Source organism: Candidatus Sphingomonas phytovorans, from assembly GCA_029202385.1.
GTDB classification, from domain to species: Bacteria; Pseudomonadota; Alphaproteobacteria; order Sphingomonadales; family Sphingomonadaceae; genus Sphingomonas; species Sphingomonas phytovorans.
The window spans coordinates 1,060,977-1,082,049 of record CP119314.1 but is presented as its reverse complement, the minus strand read 5'-3'; the positions used below and the strand labels follow the sequence as shown (position 1 = coordinate 1,082,049).

General features: G+C 63.7%; 17 protein-coding genes and 2 tRNA genes. 3 read left to right on the top strand and 16 right to left on the bottom strand.

The genetic code is table 11. From position 1 onward, the window contains the following. Positions 1-43: 43 nt before the first annotated feature. A tRNA-Arg gene (locus P0Y59_04955) sits at positions 44-120 on the bottom strand. A 92-nt stretch (positions 121-212) separates the two neighbouring features. On the opposite strand from P0Y59_04955, the gene P0Y59_04950 reads away from it, so the two are divergent. Then, complete coding sequence (locus P0Y59_04950) at positions 213-713, top strand: hypothetical protein (GenBank protein ID WEK01045.1); 501 nt, start codon at positions 213-215, stop codon at positions 711-713. Positions 714-720: 7 nt separating this feature from the next. Here P0Y59_04950 and P0Y59_04945 read toward each other — a convergent pair whose 3' ends face one another. The 13 genes from P0Y59_04945 to P0Y59_04885 form a co-directional block, all read right to left on the bottom strand. After that, entirely contained in the window at positions 721-2,952 is a 2,232-nt protein-coding gene (locus tag P0Y59_04945; GenBank protein ID WEK01044.1) for a fused MFS/spermidine synthase, read from the bottom strand. Next, positions 2,952-3,485 carry a GNAT family N-acetyltransferase gene (locus tag P0Y59_04940; GenBank protein ID WEK01043.1) on the bottom strand — a complete coding sequence of 178 codons (534 nt, stop codon included), beginning with the start codon at positions 3,483-3,485 and terminating at the stop codon, positions 2,952-2,954. The genes P0Y59_04945 and P0Y59_04940 overlap by 1 nt, the downstream gene beginning before the upstream one ends. Continuing rightward, on the bottom strand, positions 3,482-4,024 hold the full coding sequence (locus P0Y59_04935) for a GNAT family N-acetyltransferase (GenBank protein ID WEK01042.1): 543 nt from the start codon (positions 4,022-4,024) through the stop codon (positions 3,482-3,484). The genes P0Y59_04940 and P0Y59_04935 overlap by 4 nt, the downstream gene beginning before the upstream one ends. Next, the gene (gene hemB / locus P0Y59_04930) at positions 4,021-5,013 is read right to left on the bottom strand and encodes a porphobilinogen synthase (GenBank protein ID WEK01041.1); all 993 of its coding nucleotides are present in this window, start codon (positions 5,011-5,013) and stop codon (positions 4,021-4,023) included. Before hemB ends, P0Y59_04935 begins: the two co-directional genes overlap by 4 nt. Positions 5,014-5,306: 293 nt before the next feature. Then, positions 5,307-6,764 carry an MATE family efflux transporter gene (locus P0Y59_04925; protein WEK01040.1) on the bottom strand — a complete coding sequence of 486 codons (1,458 nt, stop codon included), beginning with the start codon at positions 6,762-6,764 and terminating at the stop codon, positions 5,307-5,309. Positions 6,765-6,911: 147 nt separating this feature from the next. After that, entirely contained in the window at positions 6,912-9,572 is a 2,661-nt protein-coding gene (locus P0Y59_04920; protein WEK01039.1) for a valine--tRNA ligase, read from the bottom strand. Between the two features lie 157 nt (positions 9,573-9,729). Continuing rightward, positions 9,730-11,781, bottom strand: coding sequence for a S9 family peptidase (locus P0Y59_04915; protein ID WEK01038.1), 2,052 nt, complete (start codon positions 11,779-11,781; stop codon positions 9,730-9,732). A 115-nt stretch (positions 11,782-11,896) separates the two neighbouring features. Continuing rightward, positions 11,897-12,424 carry a DUF2497 domain-containing protein gene (locus P0Y59_04910; protein ID WEK01037.1) on the bottom strand — a complete coding sequence of 176 codons (528 nt, stop codon included), beginning with the start codon at positions 12,422-12,424 and terminating at the stop codon, positions 11,897-11,899. 40 nt (positions 12,425-12,464) lie between these two features. Then, positions 12,465-13,979, bottom strand: coding sequence for a TolC family outer membrane protein (locus tag P0Y59_04905; GenBank protein ID WEK01036.1), 1,515 nt, complete (start codon positions 13,977-13,979; stop codon positions 12,465-12,467). A gap of 15 nt (positions 13,980-13,994) precedes the next feature. Beyond that, the gene (locus P0Y59_04900) at positions 13,995-14,663 is read right to left on the bottom strand and encodes a protein-L-isoaspartate O-methyltransferase (GenBank protein ID WEK01035.1); all 669 of its coding nucleotides are present in this window, start codon (positions 14,661-14,663) and stop codon (positions 13,995-13,997) included. 446 nt (positions 14,664-15,109) lie between these two features. After that, positions 15,110-16,801, bottom strand: a complete 1,692-nt coding sequence (locus tag P0Y59_04895; GenBank protein WEK01034.1) for a flotillin domain-containing protein — start codon at positions 16,799-16,801, stop codon at positions 15,110-15,112. A 54-nt stretch (positions 16,802-16,855) separates the two neighbouring features. Next, a complete protein-coding gene (locus P0Y59_04890; protein ID WEK01033.1) occupies positions 16,856-17,485 on the bottom strand; it encodes a DUF1449 family protein in 630 nt (209 codons plus the stop codon). Positions 17,486-17,584: 99 nt separating this feature from the next. Further along, a tRNA-Cys gene (locus tag P0Y59_04885) sits at positions 17,585-17,658 on the bottom strand. A 467-nt stretch (positions 17,659-18,125) separates the two neighbouring features. On the opposite strand from P0Y59_04885, the gene P0Y59_04880 reads away from it, so the two are divergent. Both P0Y59_04880 and P0Y59_04875 read left to right on the top strand, forming a co-directional pair. Further along, a complete protein-coding gene (locus P0Y59_04880) occupies positions 18,126-18,599 on the top strand; it encodes a hypothetical protein (GenBank protein WEK01032.1) in 474 nt (157 codons plus the stop codon). 160 nt (positions 18,600-18,759) lie between these two features. Next, positions 18,760-19,248 carry a hypothetical protein gene (locus P0Y59_04875; GenBank protein ID WEK01031.1) on the top strand — a complete coding sequence of 163 codons (489 nt, stop codon included), beginning with the start codon at positions 18,760-18,762 and terminating at the stop codon, positions 19,246-19,248. A 217-nt stretch (positions 19,249-19,465) separates the two neighbouring features. On the opposite strand, the gene P0Y59_04870 is transcribed toward P0Y59_04875, so the two are convergent. Together P0Y59_04870 and P0Y59_04865 are read right to left on the bottom strand one after the other, a co-directional pair. After that, entirely contained in the window at positions 19,466-19,750 is a 285-nt protein-coding gene (locus P0Y59_04870; GenBank protein WEK01030.1) for a hypothetical protein, read from the bottom strand. Positions 19,751-19,789: 39 nt separating this feature from the next. Beyond that, positions 19,790-20,725 carry an IS110 family transposase gene (locus P0Y59_04865; GenBank protein ID WEK01029.1) on the bottom strand — a complete coding sequence of 312 codons (936 nt, stop codon included), beginning with the start codon at positions 20,723-20,725 and terminating at the stop codon, positions 19,790-19,792. Positions 20,726-21,073 lie beyond the last annotated feature (348 nt).

Here is a 21,073-nt window from a genome sequence, read left to right as displayed (position 1 = left end):
CCGAAATCCCTCCGAAAGGAGGAATTCCGGCCTATTGAAACCTTGGCGCGCCCGGAACGATTCGAACGTCCGACCCTCAGATTCGTAGTCTGATGCTCTATCCAGCTGAGCTACGGGCGCTTGGGAAGTGGGCACATAGATGCGTCTTTCGCGGTGCGCAAGTGTGTTGCGTGCGTTGCGCACATCTTATTTGCCGCATAGAGCGAAAGGGCATGAAACACGCCCTCCCCTTCGCCTGTCTTGCCCTGCTCTGCGGATGCGCCGAACGGTCGACGACCCGCTATCCCTCGCTGCTGCCACGGCCAGTCGAGACGACGAGCCTCACCGAACCGGAAGCATCTCCGCCGGCAACAGCAACTCCCGACGCACCGACCGATGCAAAGCTCGCCGCAATGAAGGTGACGCTGGACGAATCGGCAAACGCTTTCGCCCCCGCCGCCGATCGTGCCGAGCGGGCCGCCGTCGCGGCGAAGGGCCAGCCGGCCGGCAGCGAGGGCTGGATCACCGCCCAGTCGGCACTGGCCGAACTCGACGGCTATCGCGCAACTACCTCCGCGGTCCTTACCGATATCGAGGATCTGGCGATCGCACGCGCGACCGCCGGCGAACCCGACTATCCCGGCATCGATTCGTTGCGCACCGCGGCCGAGGCGCAGCTCCAGACCCAGTCCGCGCGAATCGCGGCGATCCAGGCGATGCTCCCCGAAACCTGATGTTGGCCTACGGCTTACGGAACAGCTTCACGAGCGGCAGGATCGTCGAATAATCGTCGGTCCACGGCGTGAACCCCGGATAGCGGTTGAGCGTCTGCCATTTGGCATCGCGTGCCTTGAGGGCCGCGATCGTTGCGGGATCATGGGAGAGCGCGACCCAGAAGGATACGGCGCGGGGCGCCTCCACATCGGGGCCGGGGAAGTAAAGAAGCTTCGCCGCGCTCCACCCACCGGCCGCGGCGGCTGCCGACACGACCGGCTCAAGATCGAGAAACTTGTTCGAGATGTGGAAGAGCAGCACGCCGTCATGCGCTAGCACACGACCATAGGTGTCGAACGCTTCCCGCGTCATCAGATGCATCGGCACCGCGTCTGACGAAAAGGCGTCGAGGGTGAGCAGGTCGAGCGAACCGGTCGCTTCGGCGGCAAGGTTGAGCCGAGCGTCGCCGACCTCGATCCTTGGGTTCGGCAGGCAATTCTTCAGGAAGGTGAACTGCCCAGTGTCGCGCGCGATATGCACCACGAGGGGATCGATCTCGTAGAAGCGCCAGCTTTGGCCTGGATGCGCGTAACAGGCGAGCGTTCCCGCCCCGAGGCCGACGACGCCGATTCGGGCGTGATCGCCGAACAAGGCAGGTGCCGCCTGCATTGCCTGTCCCACGCCTGACCCAGTAACATAATAAGCGGTCGGCGTCCGCTCACGCCCCACGCTGCCGAGCAGCTGCGTGCCGTGCACGGTAGTGCCGTGCTGGAGCTGGCGCATCTCCTCATAGTCGCGAATCGTGTAGACACCGAAATAGCTGCGCGTCCGGGCACCCGGTTCGAACGACAACAGGATCGAGCGGTAACCGCCGAACACGATCAACGCGCCAGCCAGTGCGATGACGAAGGCACCGCGCATACCGATGGTGAAGACGCCGACAGCGACCATCACGACGAACACGATCCCCTGGACCGGCCCCGAATCGTCAGATTCGGCGCCCGGGCTGTTCAACACGACAAGAATGACTGCCCACATCAGCAGCGCCACCGCGACCGTCATGAAGCGGCGATGCTGCCGGTTTCGCTCCCACAACATGCCGATCTCGGGAATCAGGAAGCTCTGGGGCGCAAGCACCCCGGCAACCAGCACCAGCAGCGGATATTCATAGGTCCAGTCGAATACCAGCGGGGCGATCAGCGCGGCGAACACGCCGCCCAGCGCGCCGCCGACCGACATGGCAAGGTAGAATCCCGTCAGCCGGTCCGCCTCCGGTCGCAGCCGGTACATTGCGGTGTGCAGAGCCACCGCGGCCATGAACAGGAGGACCAGCGCAAGCACGGCGTTGAGCCACGGCTTGCCCTGCAACCCGCCGACCAGCACCCCGCCGATCAGCAGAATGACGACCGGAGCGAGCCTTGTGAGCAAATCCGCAGGGCCGCGCCGGCTCGCAAAGGCGATGGTGAAGCTCAGCAGATACAGGCCAAGCGGCAGCACCCACAGCAGCGGCATCGCGACCACGTCGGTCGTGATGTATGTCGAGGTCGCCAGCATCAGCCCCGAAGGCACGAAGGCCAAGGCGATCCAGTGCGCGATTCGCTTGCGGGTCGGCGGCGCGCTTTCCGCGACCGGCCCGTCGACGATCCGCATCTTCGTCTTCGGCAGCGTCATCGCGCAGACCGTGACGAGCACACCTACGACGATGTAGCCGATGGTCCACAGCCTGCTCTGCCCGTTGAGCGCCAGGCCGGGCTCGACGAACAAAGGATAGGCGATCAGACCGGCAAAGCTGCCGAAATTGGACGCAGCATAAAGGGCATAAGGGTCTTCCCCCTCGCTCGACACGCTGAACCAGCGCTGCAGCAGCGGCGCCTGTGCCGAGATGGCGAAGAACAATGGCCCGATCGACGCACCGAGCAGCCAGGGCACCCAGATGGCTGGTTGTGCATTGGCGGGCAGTTGAGTCGTCATCAGGCCGATCGGAAGCCACAGGGCTGCGATCAGCAGCACTGCGAGATGAATCGCGGCCTGCAAGCGCGGCGTCACGCGCCCGAGCCAATGCGCATAGGCGTAACCGCCGAGCAGCAGTGCCTGATAGACCAGCATCGCCGAGTTCCAGACGGCGGGCGCGCCGCCGAGTCGGGGCAGCGCCATGCGCGCAACCATCGGCTGGACCAGGAACAGCAGGAACGATCCGGCAAGGATCGTCACGACGAACAAGGGCCGGGCGAATCGCACCGGCACGGCAATACCCGCCATCAGGCGGGCCGCGCGATTCGATAGACGATGTGGGGTTTGAGCGGGCTGTCGTCGGGCACGCCGGGATGATTGAAATCCTCACCCGGGGCGCGGACCATGCCGAGGCGCTCCATCAAACCCCAACTGCGGCTGTTTCCCACCGTCGTGATGGCGGCGACAGCGGGAATATCCCGACGATCCCACGCCCACCCCAGAGACGCGGTCGCGGCTTCGCGCGCATAGCCCTTGCCCCAGTCGGCGAAGCCAAGCCGCCATCCGATTTCGACTTCGCCCTCGATCGGCGTGCCCTCGGCACCGGGCTTGATCCCGCAGAAGCCGACCATCGCAGCATCCTCGCGACGTTCGATCGCCCAGAAACAGAAACCGTGCCGATCCTGAAAACCGTTCTGCCGGGCGACCGCCGCCACGATCTCGTCACGCGTCTGGAGCGGCCCGATCGTCGCCATCACCCGGGGATCCGAGCAGATGGCGAAAAAAGGGTCGACGTCCGCCTCGCGCCAGCGGCGCAGGACGAGACGGTCGGTGTGGATCATGCTGCGTCTCCCGGCCGGTGTATCGCGAACACGACGCTCTGCCCGAGCGGGTCGTCGGGTGCGAACAGATGATGGAAAAAGTCATCGTCAGGCTGCCGTACCATACCGAGTCGCTCCATCAGGATCTGGCTGCGCAGGTTACGCGCCGCGGTGATCGCGGCGACCCGAAGTGCCGGGGTATTTACCCACGCCCAGTCGAGGCAGGCGGAAGCAGCCTCAAACGCATAGCCCTTCCCCCACCAGGGCCGGGCGAGGCTCCAGCCGATCTCGATCTCACCCTGGATCGGCGTGCCCTCGGCACCCGGCTTCAGGCCGCAGAAACCGATCGGTTCGCGACCTTCGTGCAACTCGACGACGTGAAAGCCAAACCCGTGCCTGACGCCATATGCGGCGTGACGCGCGATCGTCGCATCGCTGTCTTCCCGCGATTTGACCGGGCCGAGATCGGCCATGACCACGGGGTCCGCCCACATCGCATGCAGCATCGCGCGATCCGCCGCCGTCGGCGGCCGCAAAAGCAGGCGTCCGGTCTCGATCACGCGTTCAGAAGACGCGCCGCATGCGCCGCGTGATAGGTAAGCACGCCCGAACAGCCGGCACGCTTGAACGCCATCAGCGTCTCCAGCACCACCCCGTCGCGCTCAGCGGCGCCCGCCGCGACCGCTGCCTCGATCATCGCGTATTCGCCCGACACCTGATAAGCGAAGACCGGTATCTGGAACTCGCTCTTCACCCGCAGGATGATGTCGAGATACGGCAATCCGGGCTTGACCATCACGCTGTCCGCCCCTTCCGCCAGGTCGAGCGCAACCTCGCGCAGAGCCTCTTCGGCATTGGCCGAATCCATCTGATAGGTCTTCTTGTCGCCCTTAAGCAGCCCGCGCGATCCGACCGCGTCGCGGAACGGGCCGTAGAAGCCGCTGGCGTATTTGGCTGAATAGGCCATGATCTGGACGTTGGTGCGGCCCTCGCCTTCCAGCGCCGCGCGGATCAGGCCGACGCGGCCGTCCATCATGTCGCTTGGCGCGATGATGTCAGCGCCCGCCGCCGCCTGATTGAGCGCCTGGCCGACCAGCACATCAGCCGTCTCGTCGTTGAGCACATAGCCCGTATCGTCGAGCAGCCCGTCATGGCCGTGGCTGGTATAAGGATCGAGCGCGACGTCGGTCAGGACACCCACCTCGGGCACCGCATCCTTCAACGCGCGGATCGCGCGGCACATGAGGTTGTCCGAGTTCAGTGCCTCCTCGCCGCGATCGGACCGGCGACCGGCCTGCGTGTTCGGGAACAGGGCGATACACGGTATGCCGAGATCCCGCGCTTCCTTCGCGCGGGCGACGACATTGTCGACCGACCAGCGCGACACGCCGGGCAGGCTCGCAATCGGCTCCTCGACGCCCTCGCCCTCGGAAATGAACAACGGCCAGATCAGGTCGGCCGGAGTAAGCACGGTTTCGGCGTGCATGCGACGGCTCCACGCCGAAGCGCGGGTCCGGCGAAGGCGAAGAGCGGGGTATTGAGCGGACATGCGCGGCTTTTGATCCCTCCCGCCCGCCTGTGCAAGCCCGAGGCTGGGCGACTTCCTGCTCAGGCCGGCAGATAACGGATAGGCAAGAATGTCGCGCGGTTGAATCGCGGAAAGCGGAATCAGGGGCTTGTTGGGAATGTCAGTAGGGTCACTGACATTTCAGCGCGGATCACGAGCGGTCGAGCAGCCCTTCACAAAGGCGGAGATTTTGTAATATATATAAATTTATCAATGACTTATTTCAAACAAGCCGCCCCGAAACAAGACCTGAGCCTTGCCGGCGCAGGCTCAGCTCAGCCCGTCGGATGCAACCGTCCCGCCGGTTCGCCAGCCGCATGAGCCTGCTCCCCGGCCTCCTCGGGGTTGGGTGGCACGATCAGCACCTGCTCACGCCAATGGCCGCTGCGATAATAGACGATCGCGAGCGAAAGCGAGACGAGCGATCCGAGCGGAAAGGAATACCATAAGGCATCCGGCCCGATGAGCCGCGGGCCGAGGAGCGCGAACCCGATCCGGACTGGGTAGAAGGCGATCGCCAGGATGATCAGCGGCGCCATCGTGGCGCCATTGGCGCGCACCGTCGAAAACAACACCATGGTCGCGCCGAACATGACGAAGGTCCAGCTTGCGATAAGCTGGATGTGCCGCGCGATCGGTATTGCCGGGCTCTCGCTGCCGACGAACAGCGCCATCACCTGCCGGTCGAACAGGATGATCGCGACGATCACGGCGAGCGTGATGGCGGTGTTATAGATGATCCCGGCCCGGGTGATGGCGTTCACCCGTTCCCATTTGCCCGCGCCGATATTCTGCGCCGCCATGCTGCTGACCGCGACGCCGATCGCCATCGCCGGCATCTGGATATAGGTCCAGAGCTGTTGCGACACGGCATAGGCGGCGGCTGTTTCGACGCCGAGGCGATTGACCAGCCCGACCATGGTGAGCCCGGCGGTTGACATCACCAGCATCTGGGCTCCCATGGGCAACCCCTTGGTGACGATTGTCTTCACCAGCGCCATCTCGGGAATCAGATAGCGCAGTTCGTGGCCGCGCAGGCGGATCGGGAGGTCGCGCCAATAGAGGTAAATGAGAAGCCCCGCCGAGGAAACGATACCGGCGATCAGCGTCGCCGTCGCTGAACCCGCGATCCCCATGCGCGGGAACGGACCGATTCCTTCAATCAGCAGTGGATTGAAACTACTGTCGATCAACACGCTGAGCAGCATGAACCACAAGGGAGTCAGCGAATCGCCCGTGCCACGCAGGCTCATCTGAATCAGCACACCCAGCATCGAGAAAGGCAGGCCGAGGAAAATCACGCGAAGATAATCGCGTGCCAGATTCTGCGCATCACCGGGAGTAGCAAGCAGACGCAGGATCTGCGGCGTGAACAGCCAGCCGAGGACGGAGATCACCACCGCGCCGCCGACCACCAGGCCGACCGTAGACCCGAAAGCACGCCGCGCCGCCTCGATGTCGTGACGCCCGACCGACTGGCCGATGAGGATCGTCGCCGCCATGCCGAAGCCGAACACGGCGGAGAACATGAGGAACATGATGATGTTGGCGTTCGACGTCGCGGCTAGCGCACTTTCGCCCAGGAAGCGCCCGACCCAGATCGAATTGATCGATCCGTTGAGCGACTGGAGGATGTTCGACCCAAGCGTCGGCAAGGCGAAGGCAAGCAAGGTAGCCGCGATCGGCCCCGTGGTGAGGTCGCGTTGACCAGGACGGGAAGGAGGTGGGGCCATCGCGTCTCTCACTCGCCTCCCACAAGGGAGGAGTTGGGGTGGGTGCGAGCGCGCGTCTCGCATGGGGCAGAAAGAAAAAGCCGGGGATCGCCCCCCGACTTTCTCTCGATCACCCCTAGCCCCTCCCTTGCAGGGAGGGGAAGAGGTTTAACCCAGCCGCGCGAGCGCCGCGGTCAGGCGTTCGGCCTCGGCAGACTTCTCCGCATGATCGGCGCGTGCCTTCTCGACCGCCTCGGGCTTGGCCCGTTCGACGAAGCTCGCATTGCCCAGCCGGCCGGCAAGCGAGTCGCGTTCCTTGGCGGCCGCCTCAATCCCCTTGCTCAAGCGGGCACGTTCCGCGTCGAGGTCGATCACGCCCTCAAGCGGGAGGACGAAGGTCGCCTCGTCGATAACCACCTGAACCGCACCGCTTGCCGGAGCGTCGCCTTCCGCCCGATCGATCCTTGCCAGTCGCGCGATTGCCGGGGCCTGTCGGTCCAACCGCGCAAGGGTCGCCGCGTCGGCATCGCGGACATGAAAGGGCATGCGCGCGCCGGGGGAGACGTTCAGCTCGTTGCGCGCCGCCCGGACGTCACTGACGAGGCGGATCAGCCAGTCGATCTCCTTGCTCGCTTCAGGATCGATCGACCGGGCATCGGCCATTGGCCATTTCGCGACAATCAGATCGGACTCGCGCTCGCCCAGGGCATGCCACAGCTCTTCCGTGATAAACGGCATGAACGGGTGGAGCAGGACCAGCATCTGGTCGAGCACCCAGCCAGCAACCTTACGCGTTTCGTCGGCCTCAGGGCCGGTCGCCGGTCCTTCCGCGTTGCCGAGCAGCGGCTTGATCAGTTCGATATACCAGTCGCAGAAACGGCTCCATGCGAACTGGTAGATGGCGTTCGCCGCGCCGTCGAAGCGATAGTCCGCCAGCGCGATATCGACCGCCTGCACGGTCTCGATCGTCTCCGCGATGATCCAGCGGTTGACTGCCAGCGCAGCCTCGGGCGCCTCGAGCGTGGTGCTGGCCCCGATCCCGTTGGACTGGCAGAAACGCGCGGCGTTCCACAGCTTGGTCGCGAAGTTGCGATACCCCTCGACCCGCTTCTCATCCATCTTGATGTCGCGGCCCTGGCTCTCCATCGCCGCCATGAAGAAGCGCAGCGCATCGGCGCCATATTTGTCGATCAGGCCGAGCGGATCGACGGTATTGCCCTTGGACTTGGACATCTTCTGCCCGTCCGCCGCACGAACCAAGCCGTGGAGGTAGAGCGTGCGGAACGGCACGTCCTTCATGAAGTGCATGCCCTGCATCATCATCCGTGCATCCCAGAAGAACAGGATGTCGAAGCCTGAGATCAACACGTCATTAGGATAGCGACCGTGGAGCGTCGGGTTCCCGTCCTCGGGCCAGCCCATTGTGGCGAAGGGCCAGAGTGCCGAGGAGAACCAAGTATCAAGGACATCGCTGTCCTGGCGAAGCTCGACACCCTCGCCTGCCTGCTCCTGCGCGCCGGCCTCGTCCATGGCGACGAAGATGCGGCCGTCCTCGGCGAACCAGGCCGGAATGCGGTGCCCCCACCAGAGCTGGCGCGACACGCACCAGGGCTGGATGTTCTCCATCCAGTTGAAATAGGTCTTCTCCCAGGTCTTGGGGACGACCTTGATCGCGCCGGTCTTGACCGCCTCGATCGCCGGCTTCGCCAGCGTCGCGGCATCGACATACCATTGGTCCGTCAGCCACGGCTCGATCACCACGCCGGAGCGGTCGCCGAACGGCGTCTGGATCACGCGATCCTCGACTCGTTCCAGCAGTCCCGCCGCCTCGATCAGCGCGACGACGCGCTTGCGCGCCTCGGCGGCGGTCAAGCCAATCAGGTCGCCCGGGATCAGCTCGTCAGCGGTCTGCGTGACCTGCGCCTTGGCATCGAGCATGTTGAGCATGTCGCCGGCCTTGAAACCGGCGCGCTTGCCTACCTCGAAATCGTTGAAGTCGTGGCCCGGCGTGATCTTCACCGCCCCAGAGCCGAGCTCGGGATCGGCATGCTCATCCGCCACGATCGGGATCAGGCGTCCCGTGATCGGCAGGCGCACATTCTTCCCGATGAGCGCTGTGTAGCGTTCGTCGGTCGGATTCACCGCGACCGCCATGTCGGCGAGCATCGTCTCCGGGCGCGTGGTCGCGACCGAGATGAAGCCCGAGCCGTCCTCGAGCGGATAGCGCAGGTGCCAAAACTGGCCATTGATTTCGCGCGTCTCGACCTCAAGATCGGAGATGGCGGTGCCCAGACCCGGATCCCAGTTCACCAGCCGCTTGTCGCGGTACAGCAGGCCTTCCTTGTGGAGATCGACGAACACCTTCAGCACAGCCTTGCTGAAGCCTTCGTCCATGGTGAAACGTTCGTTCGCCCAGTCCATCGAGCAGCCTAGCCGGCGAAGCTGCCGCGTGATGCTGCCTCCGCTCTCGGCCTTCCACTCCCAGACCTTCGCGATGAAGTCCTCGCGGGTGAAGTCAGTACGCTTCTGCTGATGAAGCGCCATGTTGCGCTCGACCACCATCTGAGTCGCGATGCCCGCATGGTCGGTGCCGACCACCCACAGCGCATCCTTGCCCTTCAATCGCGCGTGGCGGACGAGGATGTCCTGCAGCGTGTTGTCGAGCGCATGGCCGATGTGGAGGTTGCCCGTCACGTTCGGCGGCGGGTTGACGATCGTCCAAGGCTCGGCACCCGGGCGATCGGGATGGAACAGGCCCTCCCCCTCCCAATGCGCATACCAGCGGGATTCGATTTCAGCGGGGTCGAAGGTTTTCGGGAGCTCGGTCATGATGGGGTGGCTTTAGCCTCGGTCACCCGCGGAAAGCCACCCCGTTCTCCTCAACGTCACCCCGGACTTGTTCCGGGGTCCATGGTTCCGCAAACATCTCGACCGTTGCGTTCGAGGAAGCATGGATGCCGGAACAAGCCCGGCATGACGGATTGGCTCAGTCGGTCTTCTTCCCCGTCCATTTGTCCATCCAGCCGAGCACCTCGCGATACCATTGGCGGCTGTTCTTCGGCTTCATCACCCAGTGGTTCTCATTGGGATTCACCAGCAGGCGCGACGGGATGTCGCGGCGCTGGAGCGCAGTGAAGGCGGCAAGGCCCTGGGTGTAGGGAATACGGAAGTCCTTCTCGCCGGTGATGACCAGCATCGGTGTCTTCCATTTGTCGACAAAGTTCACCGGGTTCCATTTCTCGAACGCGGCGGGATCCTCATAATAGGTCTTGCCGCCATGTTCCCATTCGTCGAACCACAGCTCCTCGGTCTCGTACGCCATGGCGCGGGCGTCGAACACGCCGTCATGCTGGACGATGCATTTGAAGCGATCGGGCCACTGCCCTTCGATCCAGTTCATCATATAGCCGCCATAGGAAGCACCCAGCGCGCAGGCATTGCCACCGTCGAGCCAGGTGAATTTCGTCGTCGCGGCGGCGAGGCCCTTTTGCAGATCCTCGAGCGGCCAGCCGCCCCAGTTGTTGCGGATCGCATCGGTGAAGGCCTGGCCATAGCCAGTCGATCCATGGAAATCGACCGCGACCAGGCCGAAACCCGCGCCCGCGAACACGGCGGGGTTCCAGCGATAGGACCAGCTATTGTTGCTCGACCCCTGAGGTCCGCCATGGACCATGAACGCGACCGGCACCTTGGTGTCGGCGGCGAGACCGGCCGGCTTCACCGCATAGCCCCAGACAATGTCGTTGTTCGCGCCGGTGAAGCTGAAGCGGGTAACCGTCGGCATCTCGATATCGGCCAGCTTCGCTGCGTTGACCGAGGTAAGCCGCGCCGTCTTCTTGCCTGAGAGGAGGTAGAAATCATCAGGCGCGGTGAGGCTGTTCATCGCCAGCACCAGCCCCTTGGGCGTGACATTGATCGAGGAGACATGCCCTTCCTGAGTCAGCCGGGTGATCTTGCCGCTCGCCACGTCCACCGCGAAGACTGGGGTTTCCTGTGTATCGTCGGCGGTGACGTAGATCGTCCTGCTATTATCGGCCCAGGTGATCGAGGCGATCGAGCGGTCCCAGCTTTCGGTCAGCGCGCGGACCTGACCGGTGCCGAGATCGCGCAGCATCAGCACCTGGCGATCGGCCTCATAGCCTGCCCGCTTCATCGAGAAATAGGCAAGCCATTTGCCGTCGGGCGAGGCCGTGGGAAGATTGTCCATGCCGGGGCTGTCCGACGTCAGGTTGGTTGGAGCCGCCGAGCCATCCGCCGGAGCGGAGAAGATGTCGAGATTGGTCGAGGTCGCCTCGATCCGGCCCGCCTCGCGCAGCGCGAAGAACACGGTCTTGCCGTCCGCCGACCAGTCGACCTCCTCGCCGCCGCCCATCGGCTTCGATGGCGTATCCCCGACCAGCGCGCCTTCGATCGCGACGCCGTTGCCAGCCGCACCCTCGGCGGTCAACGGCAGGACGAAGAGCTGCGACCGGGTGCCGTCCGCCCATGTATCCCAATGGCGAACGAACAATTGATCATAGGTGCGGCCGGCACCGGCATTCGCATCCTTCTTGACCATGGCCGGCTCAAGGCTCGGCGCGCCAGGACGACGATCGGCCCAGACGAGGAGCTTGTCGCCGGTCGGGGCGACCTTGAAGCCGCTGAGGCCTCCCTTGAAGCTGGTCACCTGTTTCGGCGCGCCGCCAGTCACGGCGACCACCCAGACGGCGTCATCGCCGCCCTTGTCCGACTGGAAGTAGACCGACTTGCCATCAGGCGAGAACTGGGGGCTGGTTTCGTTGACGTCAGGCTCTGCGACGAACTTTTCAGGCGCGGCGCCCTTCTTCGCGAGGTCGAGCCGCCATAGATCGAACCGGCCGCGATCGGCGGAAAGGTCAGTCTCGCGCTGCTGCCAGACGAGCCAGCGGCCATCCTTCGAAACGGTGGGCGACCCGACACGCGATAGCATCGAGACGTCATCGATGGTGAGTTGACGCGCATAGGCGGGCGCGGCGGCGGCGGTGAGCGCGAGGACACTCGCGGAGAGAAGCATTTTCATGCCTGCCGATAGAGCAGAAGGGCGCGCGGCCCGCAATCGGGTGACGCGCGATCTTAACCGCCCCGATCCAGATTTACGGTCGGTACGTGACACGACCCTATTCAGGCCTGCGCGATCAGCGCGAGCCGGTGATCCGGGCGATCTCGCGCGACACCATCGTCTCCACCATCGCGGGCAGATTGGCGTCGAGCCAGTCGCGCAGCATCGGGCGGAGCATCTCGCGCACCATTGCCTCGAGCGTGTCGCTGCCCTGAACCTCGGGCTTCACGACCATGCGCGACAGCGCGTCGAGCGAGCCACGACTCGCCTCGGCCGCACGGGACGACAGGATCGGATCAGCCTGGGTCACTGGGATTGCGGGTGTCTTCGGAGGAGGCGCCATCGAAGCTGGTACAACGGGCGAGCGGGCCACCGGTTCCTCCTCATCGATCATGGGAACTTCCTCGTCGATGGATCGCACCGGATCGCTGAGTTCCAGAATCTCGTCATGCCCGAACGACGCGGGATCGATGCGCGGCGCGACGGTGGTGCGCGCGACGCGACGGGCGCGGCTCGCGGTCGCGCTCTCGCCTTCTTCGGCAATGATCCGTTTGATCGACGAGAGGATGTCCTCCATCGAAGGCTCCGCGCTGATATCCCCCATCGAACGAACCCCGTGCCCTGAGACCGCTCGTCAGCGGTGCTTACTTCTTGACACCTGCGGGATTCGGGCCCGTCGTGTCAACTGCGGGTTCTACAGGGGCGTCGAGGATCGGATCGAGCGGCCGGGTGACGACCGAGCCCTGGGCCGGCGTCTGCACGGTGCTGGTGCCGACCAGGGCCGGATCAGGCTGCGAACCATAATCCCAGATCTTGCCGCGAACGCTCTTATAATGCGCGATCGGATCGTAAAGCGGCCCGCCGTCGAGCCCGAGATCCTTCGCCTCGGCATCGCCCATCGCCGCGAGCAACGCAAAGCCGGCGACATAGGCGTCGCGCCGCGACGTTACGAGCGTCACCTGCGAGTTGAGCAGTTCCTGCTCAGCGTTCAGGATATCCAGGATCGTGCGGTTGCCGACGCTGTTCTCGGCACGGACACCTTCCAGCGAGAGCTTGTTCGCGTTCACCGCGACTTCCGACGAGGCGATCACCTCAAGCGACGATTTCCATACCGCATAGGCCGAACGAGCCTGGGCGATTACGCCGCGCTCCGTCTCGGTAACCTGTTCGGAGGCCTGGGCGCGACGCTCCTGCGCCTGCCGAACCTGCGCGGCCGGTCGACCGCCCTGGAACAATGGCACCGTCAATCCCAGTCCGGCGCTCGCCGAAGTGCCCGATTGACCGACAGCCACGCCGGTTCCCGAGCCAAGCGACCCAAGGTAATTATAATAGTTGCCGCCGATATTGACGTTGACCGTCGGCAAACGGTTGGCGCGGGCCACGTCGATATCGAAACCGCTGGCGTCGCGATTCTTCTGCGCCGCGAGCAGCACCGGGTTGTGATCAACCGCCACCTGGACCGCAGCGTCCGGATCAGCGGGGAGATTGGGCAGCGCGGGCGGCACTTCCAGATTTCCCGGTGCCGTACCGACCAGGCGGATATAGCTTTCGCGGCTTGAGATCAGCCGGGACTGCGCCGTCTGAAGCTGGCTGCGCGCAACCGCCAGGCGGGCATCGGACTGAGCAACGTCAGTACGGGTCAGGTCGCCCACCTGGAAGCGATCCCTGGATGCCTGGAGATTGACGTCGAGCACCTTCACATTCTGCTCGTTGAGCGAGACGATCGCTTCGTCGCGGATGACGTCCATATAGGCGCCCACGACAGCGGTGAAGAGATCAGCCTCGGTACCGCGCAAGCTGAGGCGCCCGGCCTCAACGCGCGTTTCAGCGGCACGCACCGAGTTCTTCACCCCGCCACCGCTATAGATGGGAACCGAAAGCGTCGACGATCCGGTCAACTGGCGGTCGGGCGCCACGAAGCTGTTCGCCGCCTTGAGCACATTCTCGGTATAGCCGCCGGTCAGGCTGACTGACGGCAGCCCGGCGGAGCGGGCGATCGGCACATTCTCGTCGATCGCGCGGACATTGGCGCGCTGGGCCGCGAGCGTCGGGTTGGTGTTATATGCCTTGACCAAGGCCTCGCGCAGCGTCTCCGCCGCCACCGGGGCTGTCGTTGTCAGCAGTACCGCAACACCGGTTAGCAAATGGATCCGTCGCATAGGTCGCGGCATCTTTCAGAAGGTGAAGGTCTTGGGCCGGGAGAAACCCGGGAGAGGAACGCAATCGATATCGGCGAAATCGAGAAGGCCGAAGCCCCCGCCGGACTTGCGGCCCGATGCGAGCCGGGTGACGGCGCGATCGGCGATGCCGGTCACCACACGGCCACCGGCGGCGAGCTGGGCGACCAGCGCGTCCGGCACATGTTCGACAGCGCCGTCGATCACCAGCACGTCATAAGGCGCATCGGCCGCATGCCCTGCTTCGAGCGGGCCCTCGACAAGAGTGACATTGGCACGATCGCCGAGCGCTTCACGCGCCTGAGCGACGAGCACGGGATCGCTTTCGACCGCGACGACATGCGCGACCAGTTCGGCCAGCACGGCGGCGGTATAGCCCCCGGCCGCACCGACCAGCAGCACCCGGTCGGCAGGCAGCAGATAGGCCTCGGTCAGCAGGCGGCCGGTCGCGATCGGCACGTTCTGGAACCGCGCGCGGCCAAGCGGCACGGCGGTATCGCGATAGGCGATCTCCCGCACCTCGGCCGGCAGGAACGCCTCGCGCGGGACGCGGGCCATCACCGTCACGATGCGCGGATCGCTTACCGCGTTGGTACGCAGCTGGCTTGCCACCATCGCGTGGCGCATCGCCTCGAAGCGAGATGAATCGGTTGCGGTCATTTCCATTGGGTCACCCTGTCGCACAACTGTTTTAGTCATGCAATACACATGTTGTCGCTGCGCGGCTTGTATCGCGCGCTTGCCTTCACGCCAAGCGCGGCCGCAGCGATATTATCATGGCGGCATCCGAGTGCCACCACGGGGCGAACGCACGGATTGGCAGGACGAATTCATTCATACGTCAATGCCTTGTCATCTCCATTGTGCTATGCAGCGTGCACCAGGGGCGCTGAGTCAGAGCAACGGGAGGACTCCAGATGCACCTTATCCAGCTGCTTCGATGCGCGACGGGCCATCATGTGCGATCGAGCAGGCATTCGCGCCTCGTCGACGGGCGACGCGAAAGCGTTTGCCGCGGCTGCGGGCGGCGAATGGTAAAGGACGATTTCACCACGCAGCTTCTTGGTACGGGGGACGATCGCGCTCCGAAGGCGTGACGAACCATCCGCGGTCTATTCTGAAGAATCCGCCTCTTCGCCGACGTTTCTTGCAGGGGCCGGCGCAGCGCCACCCAGCAGGCCGTTCATCGTCGCGCCGCCCATGCCGAGTTCAGCCATCAGCGTGTCGATAAGCGGTCCGCCGACGCGGTAGCGCATCGCGGCCGCCACCGCTGCGTCGGCGAGGTTGCCGCCCCCTTCCCCGCCATCCGCGGCTCCCGGATTGCCGTGCAGGCCGCGTGCGTCGAGGATGCTGATCTTGTCGATCTGCTCCATCGGCTTGCTCGCCGCGGCGATGATCGCCGGCAGCGCCTCCAGCATCGCCTTGCGGACCAGCAGCGCGGTCTGGGCATCGTTGAGGACGTTGGTCGCCTCGTTGATCGCCGTCTGGCCGGCGGCATCGACCTTGAACGCTGCCTCGCGGCCCTCGGCACGGGCCTTTTCGGCATCGGCCTCGGCGGTCGCCTCGGTACGAAGCGCGATGGCGCGGGCCTCCGCGGCTTCCTTCTCGGCGCGGGCCGCGACGGTGATCTGGACCGCTTCCTCCTCCGCCTTCTGCGTAGCGGCGATGACCGCGACGTTCTTGGTCCGGTTGGCGATTTCGGTTGCCTTGGCGGTAGCGACACTCTCCTCGGCGCGGATCGCATGGGCGCGCGCTTCGTTTGCGGCGGCAGTGGCGGTCGATTCCTCCTCGGACTTCTGCGCCGTCTGCACCGCCGTCGTGATTCGGGCGAGTTCGATATTCCGGTCGCGTTCGATCGTCGCCGTCTGCACCGCTCCGTCGCGCGCGATGGTCGCCGTCTGGATGACCTTGTCGGCCTCGGTCTGAGCCACGGTCTGCGCCTGCTCGGCGGTGATGCGCGCGATCTCGGCGAGGCGGGTCTGCTCGGCCTCTGCGGTGGCGATCGCGGTCGCCTGCTCGGCGCGGCGGGCGGCAAGCGTCTGTTCCTGAGTCAGCCGCGCCTGCTCGGCCGCCTGGGCGATCTCGAGCGACTGGTTGTTGGCATCGAGGTTGCGCTGCTCGATCTCGACCCGGTTGGTCGCGACGATATCGTTGCGGATCTTCTTGCGTTCCTCGATCGTGCGGGTGAGCACGGTGAGGCCTTCGGCGTCGAACGCGTTGTTCTCGTTGAAATGTTCGAACGCGGTCTGGTCGAAATGGGTGATCGAGACCGATTCGAGCTGGAAGCCGTTCATGTCCAGATCGGTCATCAGCGCCTCCTGCACCTTCTGGATGAAGTCGGCGCGGTTGGCGTGGAGATGTTCCATCGTCATCGTCGCCGCGACCGAGCGCAGTGCCGAGACGAGCTTACCGTCGAGCAGCGCCTTCACCGCATCGGGGCTGTTGACCGATTCGCCGAGCGTCTGGGCGGCGGCGGCGATCGACTGGGCATCGGGCTTCACCTTGATGTGAAACAGGCCGACCACATCGACACGCAGCTTGTCGAGCGTGATCAGCGCATCCTTGTTGAGGCGGGACACCTCGAGCTTCACCGTGGTGAGACGGACCTGCATCAGTTCGTGCAGCACGGGAAAGACCAGAATACCGCCGTTGAGAACGACCTTCTCGCCACCGAAGCCGGTCCGGATCAGCGCCACATCCTTGGTGGCGCGACGATAGAGCCGCGTCAGGATCAGCATGATGACGATCAGGCCGATAATGGCGATGCCTGCATAGATCAGGATGTTCAGCAGAGATGCGGGCACCGGGTTCTCCTAGGGACGAATCGTTGTGGCAGGGGTCGCCATAACAGCGGGTGGTTACAACAGCGGGCGCAAGGTCGGATGGTTTTCCGGCACTGCATAGAAAATCACGCCTTCCCGGCGCACGAGCAGGACGGTTTCGCCCTGCGCGATGGTATCGGCGTCGTCATGGGGTTCGACCATGACGTAATGGGCCTGATCATGCTGATCGACGACCCGCGCGCGCGCCGGAAAGCCGCGACGCGCAGTGCCTTCGAGGATGGTGCCGCGGCGACGGATCAGATCGCCGGTATCAATCACGCTGGATTCGTAGCCGGGCATGATTCGCCCGAGCCCATGCGCGACGAAGACATTGGCGAATCCGCCGGTCGCGAGCGCGGCAGCCGAGGCAATGCCCCAGTGAAGTGGCGCGCCCAAGGCTCCCGTGGCGATCTGCTGCACCGCGATGCCGGCGATCGTGAAACAGCACAGCAGCGAGGTCAGCCAGATCAGAAGCGGCAGCCCGCCGCCCAGGCCCAACCAGTCGAGCACGCCATGCGCATCCAGATCGGCATGGCCATCGACGCCCGGATGGAGATCGAGGTGACCAAGCCCGAGACCAACCGCCTCGACCAGACCGATCCCCAGCATGACGACGAAGGCCACCGCGAACGGAAAATAATCCGGCGTCAGGAAGATCGAGAACATGATGCGATCATCCCGTGCGCACCCGACCCGCGTCAAGCGGGATCGGCGCCCACTCCGCTTCCGCCCCGCGCGAGGAGGAAACGATCTACATCAAGGAAGTGGAGGCCCGACCGGGAATCGAACCCGGGTGCAAGGATTTGCAGTCCTCTGCGTCACCACTCCGCCATCGGGCCAGAGGCGGGCGCAGATGCGTGGGTTTGACGCTGCGGTCAACCCCGAGTTTTCACGCCAATCCATGCAGTTTGCAATTTCATGCTCTGTTCTCCTGCTTCTCGGGCGCGGATTTCGATGCTTTCCGGGCCAACAGGTACTTCATCGCCATCTGGTTAAGTCCTGTGTCCAAGGACCGAGGCCGCTTCTCCGACGGTGCATCCTGCCTCTTCGAGCCGAGGGGCGCGTCCCGTTCGCTTGTGAGGCGTGCTTGACAGTGAGAGATCGTTTAGGTCGATCATTCTGTAACTCCGATGCGAAATGCATCGGCTGGATGATAGACATGTAGCCACAGCGGACGAGACGGTTTCGGCAGACTCGGGCGTCTTGCTGACGAGTTTTCTCGCCAAAACGTATTTACCTGCGCGGAGCCTCAAGTGCTTCTGCGCGCGCCTTGATGAAGGAGCGCAATTCAAACAGGAGAGTTGATATGAAATTCGTTTCTACACTCTGTGCCACTGCATTGGCACTAGCCGGCACGGCGCCTGCCAGTGCGCAGACCTTTTCCCCGGTAGGACAGGCGGTATTCGAGGGTGCCGTTGTTGTGCAGAAGGGCTTGACCCTCAACTGCAAGCTCAAGCTTACCATCAACGTAATGGATGCGAACACCGCGTGGGCGACCCCTGCACTGGAATCGCCCAACATCCTGTGCCCGACGATGACCTTTGGCTTCACGCCATACCAGGTCACGTTCGGGAACGGGATTGTTACGATCAACTATGTCAGAATGAACCCCATCACCCCAGGCACCTGCTCGGGGAACATTGTCGGTACGTGGGGCGGCAACTTCGGTCGTAGGTCGATTGTGGTGAACGCAAATCTCCCGGATGCCGGCCTATCGGACCCCTGCAAAATCACTGGCAACCTTTTCCAAGTTTCAGGCAGCGATCTCAGCCTCAACTGATCCCTGATTTTCGATCACCTGGGCGCGCACCATCGGCGCCTGGGTGTATCGCGCGAAGGCACCACCATTTCGGCTCAGTCGCCGCTTGCCAGCGCTGATGAGCAACCCTTCTCCCGCGTATTACTGCCTGGACCTCGCATTAAAAAAAGGGAGAGCTGAGATGAAATTCGTTTCAACGATTTGGGCAATGGCGCTGATGCTGGCGGCCGCTGCGGCACCTGCAAGTGCAACTACCTTCTCGCCAGCGCCAGGTACCTTTCTCTTTCAGGGTACAGTGCTCGTGGCTAAGGGTTCGCCGACCTTCTATTGCACGCTCAAGCTGACGATTAGTGTAACAAGCTCAACCACCGCGGTCGTCACGCCTGCGCTCGCAGCACCCTCAAGTGTCTTTTGCCCTACGTTCATCTTCAGCGGCACGCCCTATCCATTCAACTATGTATCGGGTGGGATAGAGATACCAGGCGTGGTGATGAGCACTGCTTTCGGGACAGGATGCTCCGGGAGGCTTGTGGGTGGTTGGGACATCGGTAGTCCGGCTTCCATCACCTTCAACGCAACGCTGCCCGGTAGCGGCTCATCGGATACGTGCAAGATCGTCGGCAGGGTCTATCAAGTTGCGGGATCGCCGCTCAGTATTACCAACCCCTGAGTGCGCGGGGATGGGCTGGGGTGATTACCGCGCCCTGCCAGTTTGCACCCTGGCACAAAACTGGCGGAGTCCCGTGGGTAGAACAGACCGGAGAACCTGCAAACTATCGAGGATTTCTGCCCGGCGGCGGAGGCTTTTGCAGTCCTCTGCGTCACCACTCCGCCGTCGGGCCAGAGGCGGGCGCAGATGCTTGGTTTTGTCGTGGGGTCAACCGTGCTTAGGCAGATGTGGTTGATTCAGCTTCGCGCTGCGCGACACGAACATCAAACGCCCCGAAAGCCCAGCGTCGCGTCAGCGACCTTGCTGAAACCGGCGATGCCGCTGTTCGCCGATCCTTTTTTCTTCCGCTGTTATGTTGGATTTTCAACGGTATTTTTATACCAGATACCAACGCCTTGAGTGCGCTTTTCCCTGTTATCGCATAACAGCGGAAAAACGCGCCGGAATTGCGGGGAAACGACGCGACTTTACCGCTGATCAACGGAAAAAATGCCTCGAACATTCGAACCACGATGAGCGACTATCTGCGGTGTCAACGATTTCAAAGAGCGAGAGCGAGTTGTGCGCGAGTTTCGCGTGCTTTTGAATTGAGTCGTACGAGGAGTTTTCGAGCGAGGGCGATGCGGACGACCATTTTTGGTTTTCCCTGTTCGGTGAGACGATGATGGAAATCATCGAGGCTCTGATCGAACTTGCGAGCGATGTTGGCGACGAGGAAGAGGATGGTGCGGACGGAGGCTCTTCCGCCGCGGACGGGCCTGTGACCCTGGCGTTTACCGCTGTCATTGGCGATGGGAGCGAGGCCGGCGAGCTTGGCGATGGCCTTGTTGGAGAGGGTTCCGATCTCGGGGAGGTCGGCGAGGATGATGGCGACAGAGCGGTCTGCGACGCCTTTGACGGATCGCAATGTGCGATCCAGCGCCTGCCAGAGCGGATCCGCCTCGACGAGAGTTGCGATCTCAGCGGCCAGGGCCTTTGCCTGTCGAGTGAAGAAAGAGATGGCTTCCTGAAGACTGGCCAGTGCCTGTGGGTCACGCGTGAAGTGCACGCGCTGCTTTTGCACGCTCAGGTCGGCGGTGACCTGACGTAGCCGTGCTGCGATGGCGGTCAACTTCTGCTGATCGCAGGAGGGTGGCGGCGTCGGCACGAGGTGTTTTGCCTGGGCATAGCCGGCGATGACACCGGCATCGATGCGGTCGGTCTTCTCGAGATAGCCCATCGCCTTGGCAAAGTGCCTGACGGCAGCCGGGTTGGCGATGGCCGAGGGCTGGCCGTGCTTCCAGAGCGCCAGAAAGGCGGGTTGTTCGAAACCGCCGGACGCTTCCATGACGACGAGCTGGGCGCCGTGGTCACGGCAGAACCCGGCGAGTGCCACCGTCCCGTCGGGATCGTTGGCGAAACGCCGATAATGGCCGGGCGCGACAAAAGCATCGAGCCAGGCCCTGGAAACATCCACTCCACAAATAATCTGCATCACGCTAACCTGCCTTGTCTGTGCGATCGGGGATCCAACGACTGTTCGGTCGTACGTGACAACGGCGATGTTCCCTGGCTCATGACGGTCGTTCAACCAGAGAAAGAACGGGCTACATCACCGCAGCGCCGGGTGGGCGGCCGCCCGCCCGGCGCTCATCGCAGACAATCAAGCTGCGATGACCATGTCCAGATACAAGAAAGAGCCGGGCGGCAAGCCGAAGGCACCGCCAGCGCTACATCCAGCATTGTTCGCGCCATCGTTGAATCAAGCGCACGCGTCCCGGCGAAATCGGTTCTCCCTGTTTCCGTTCGCGCCGAGCAGGGACGGAGTAGGCGCACGAGGTACAGG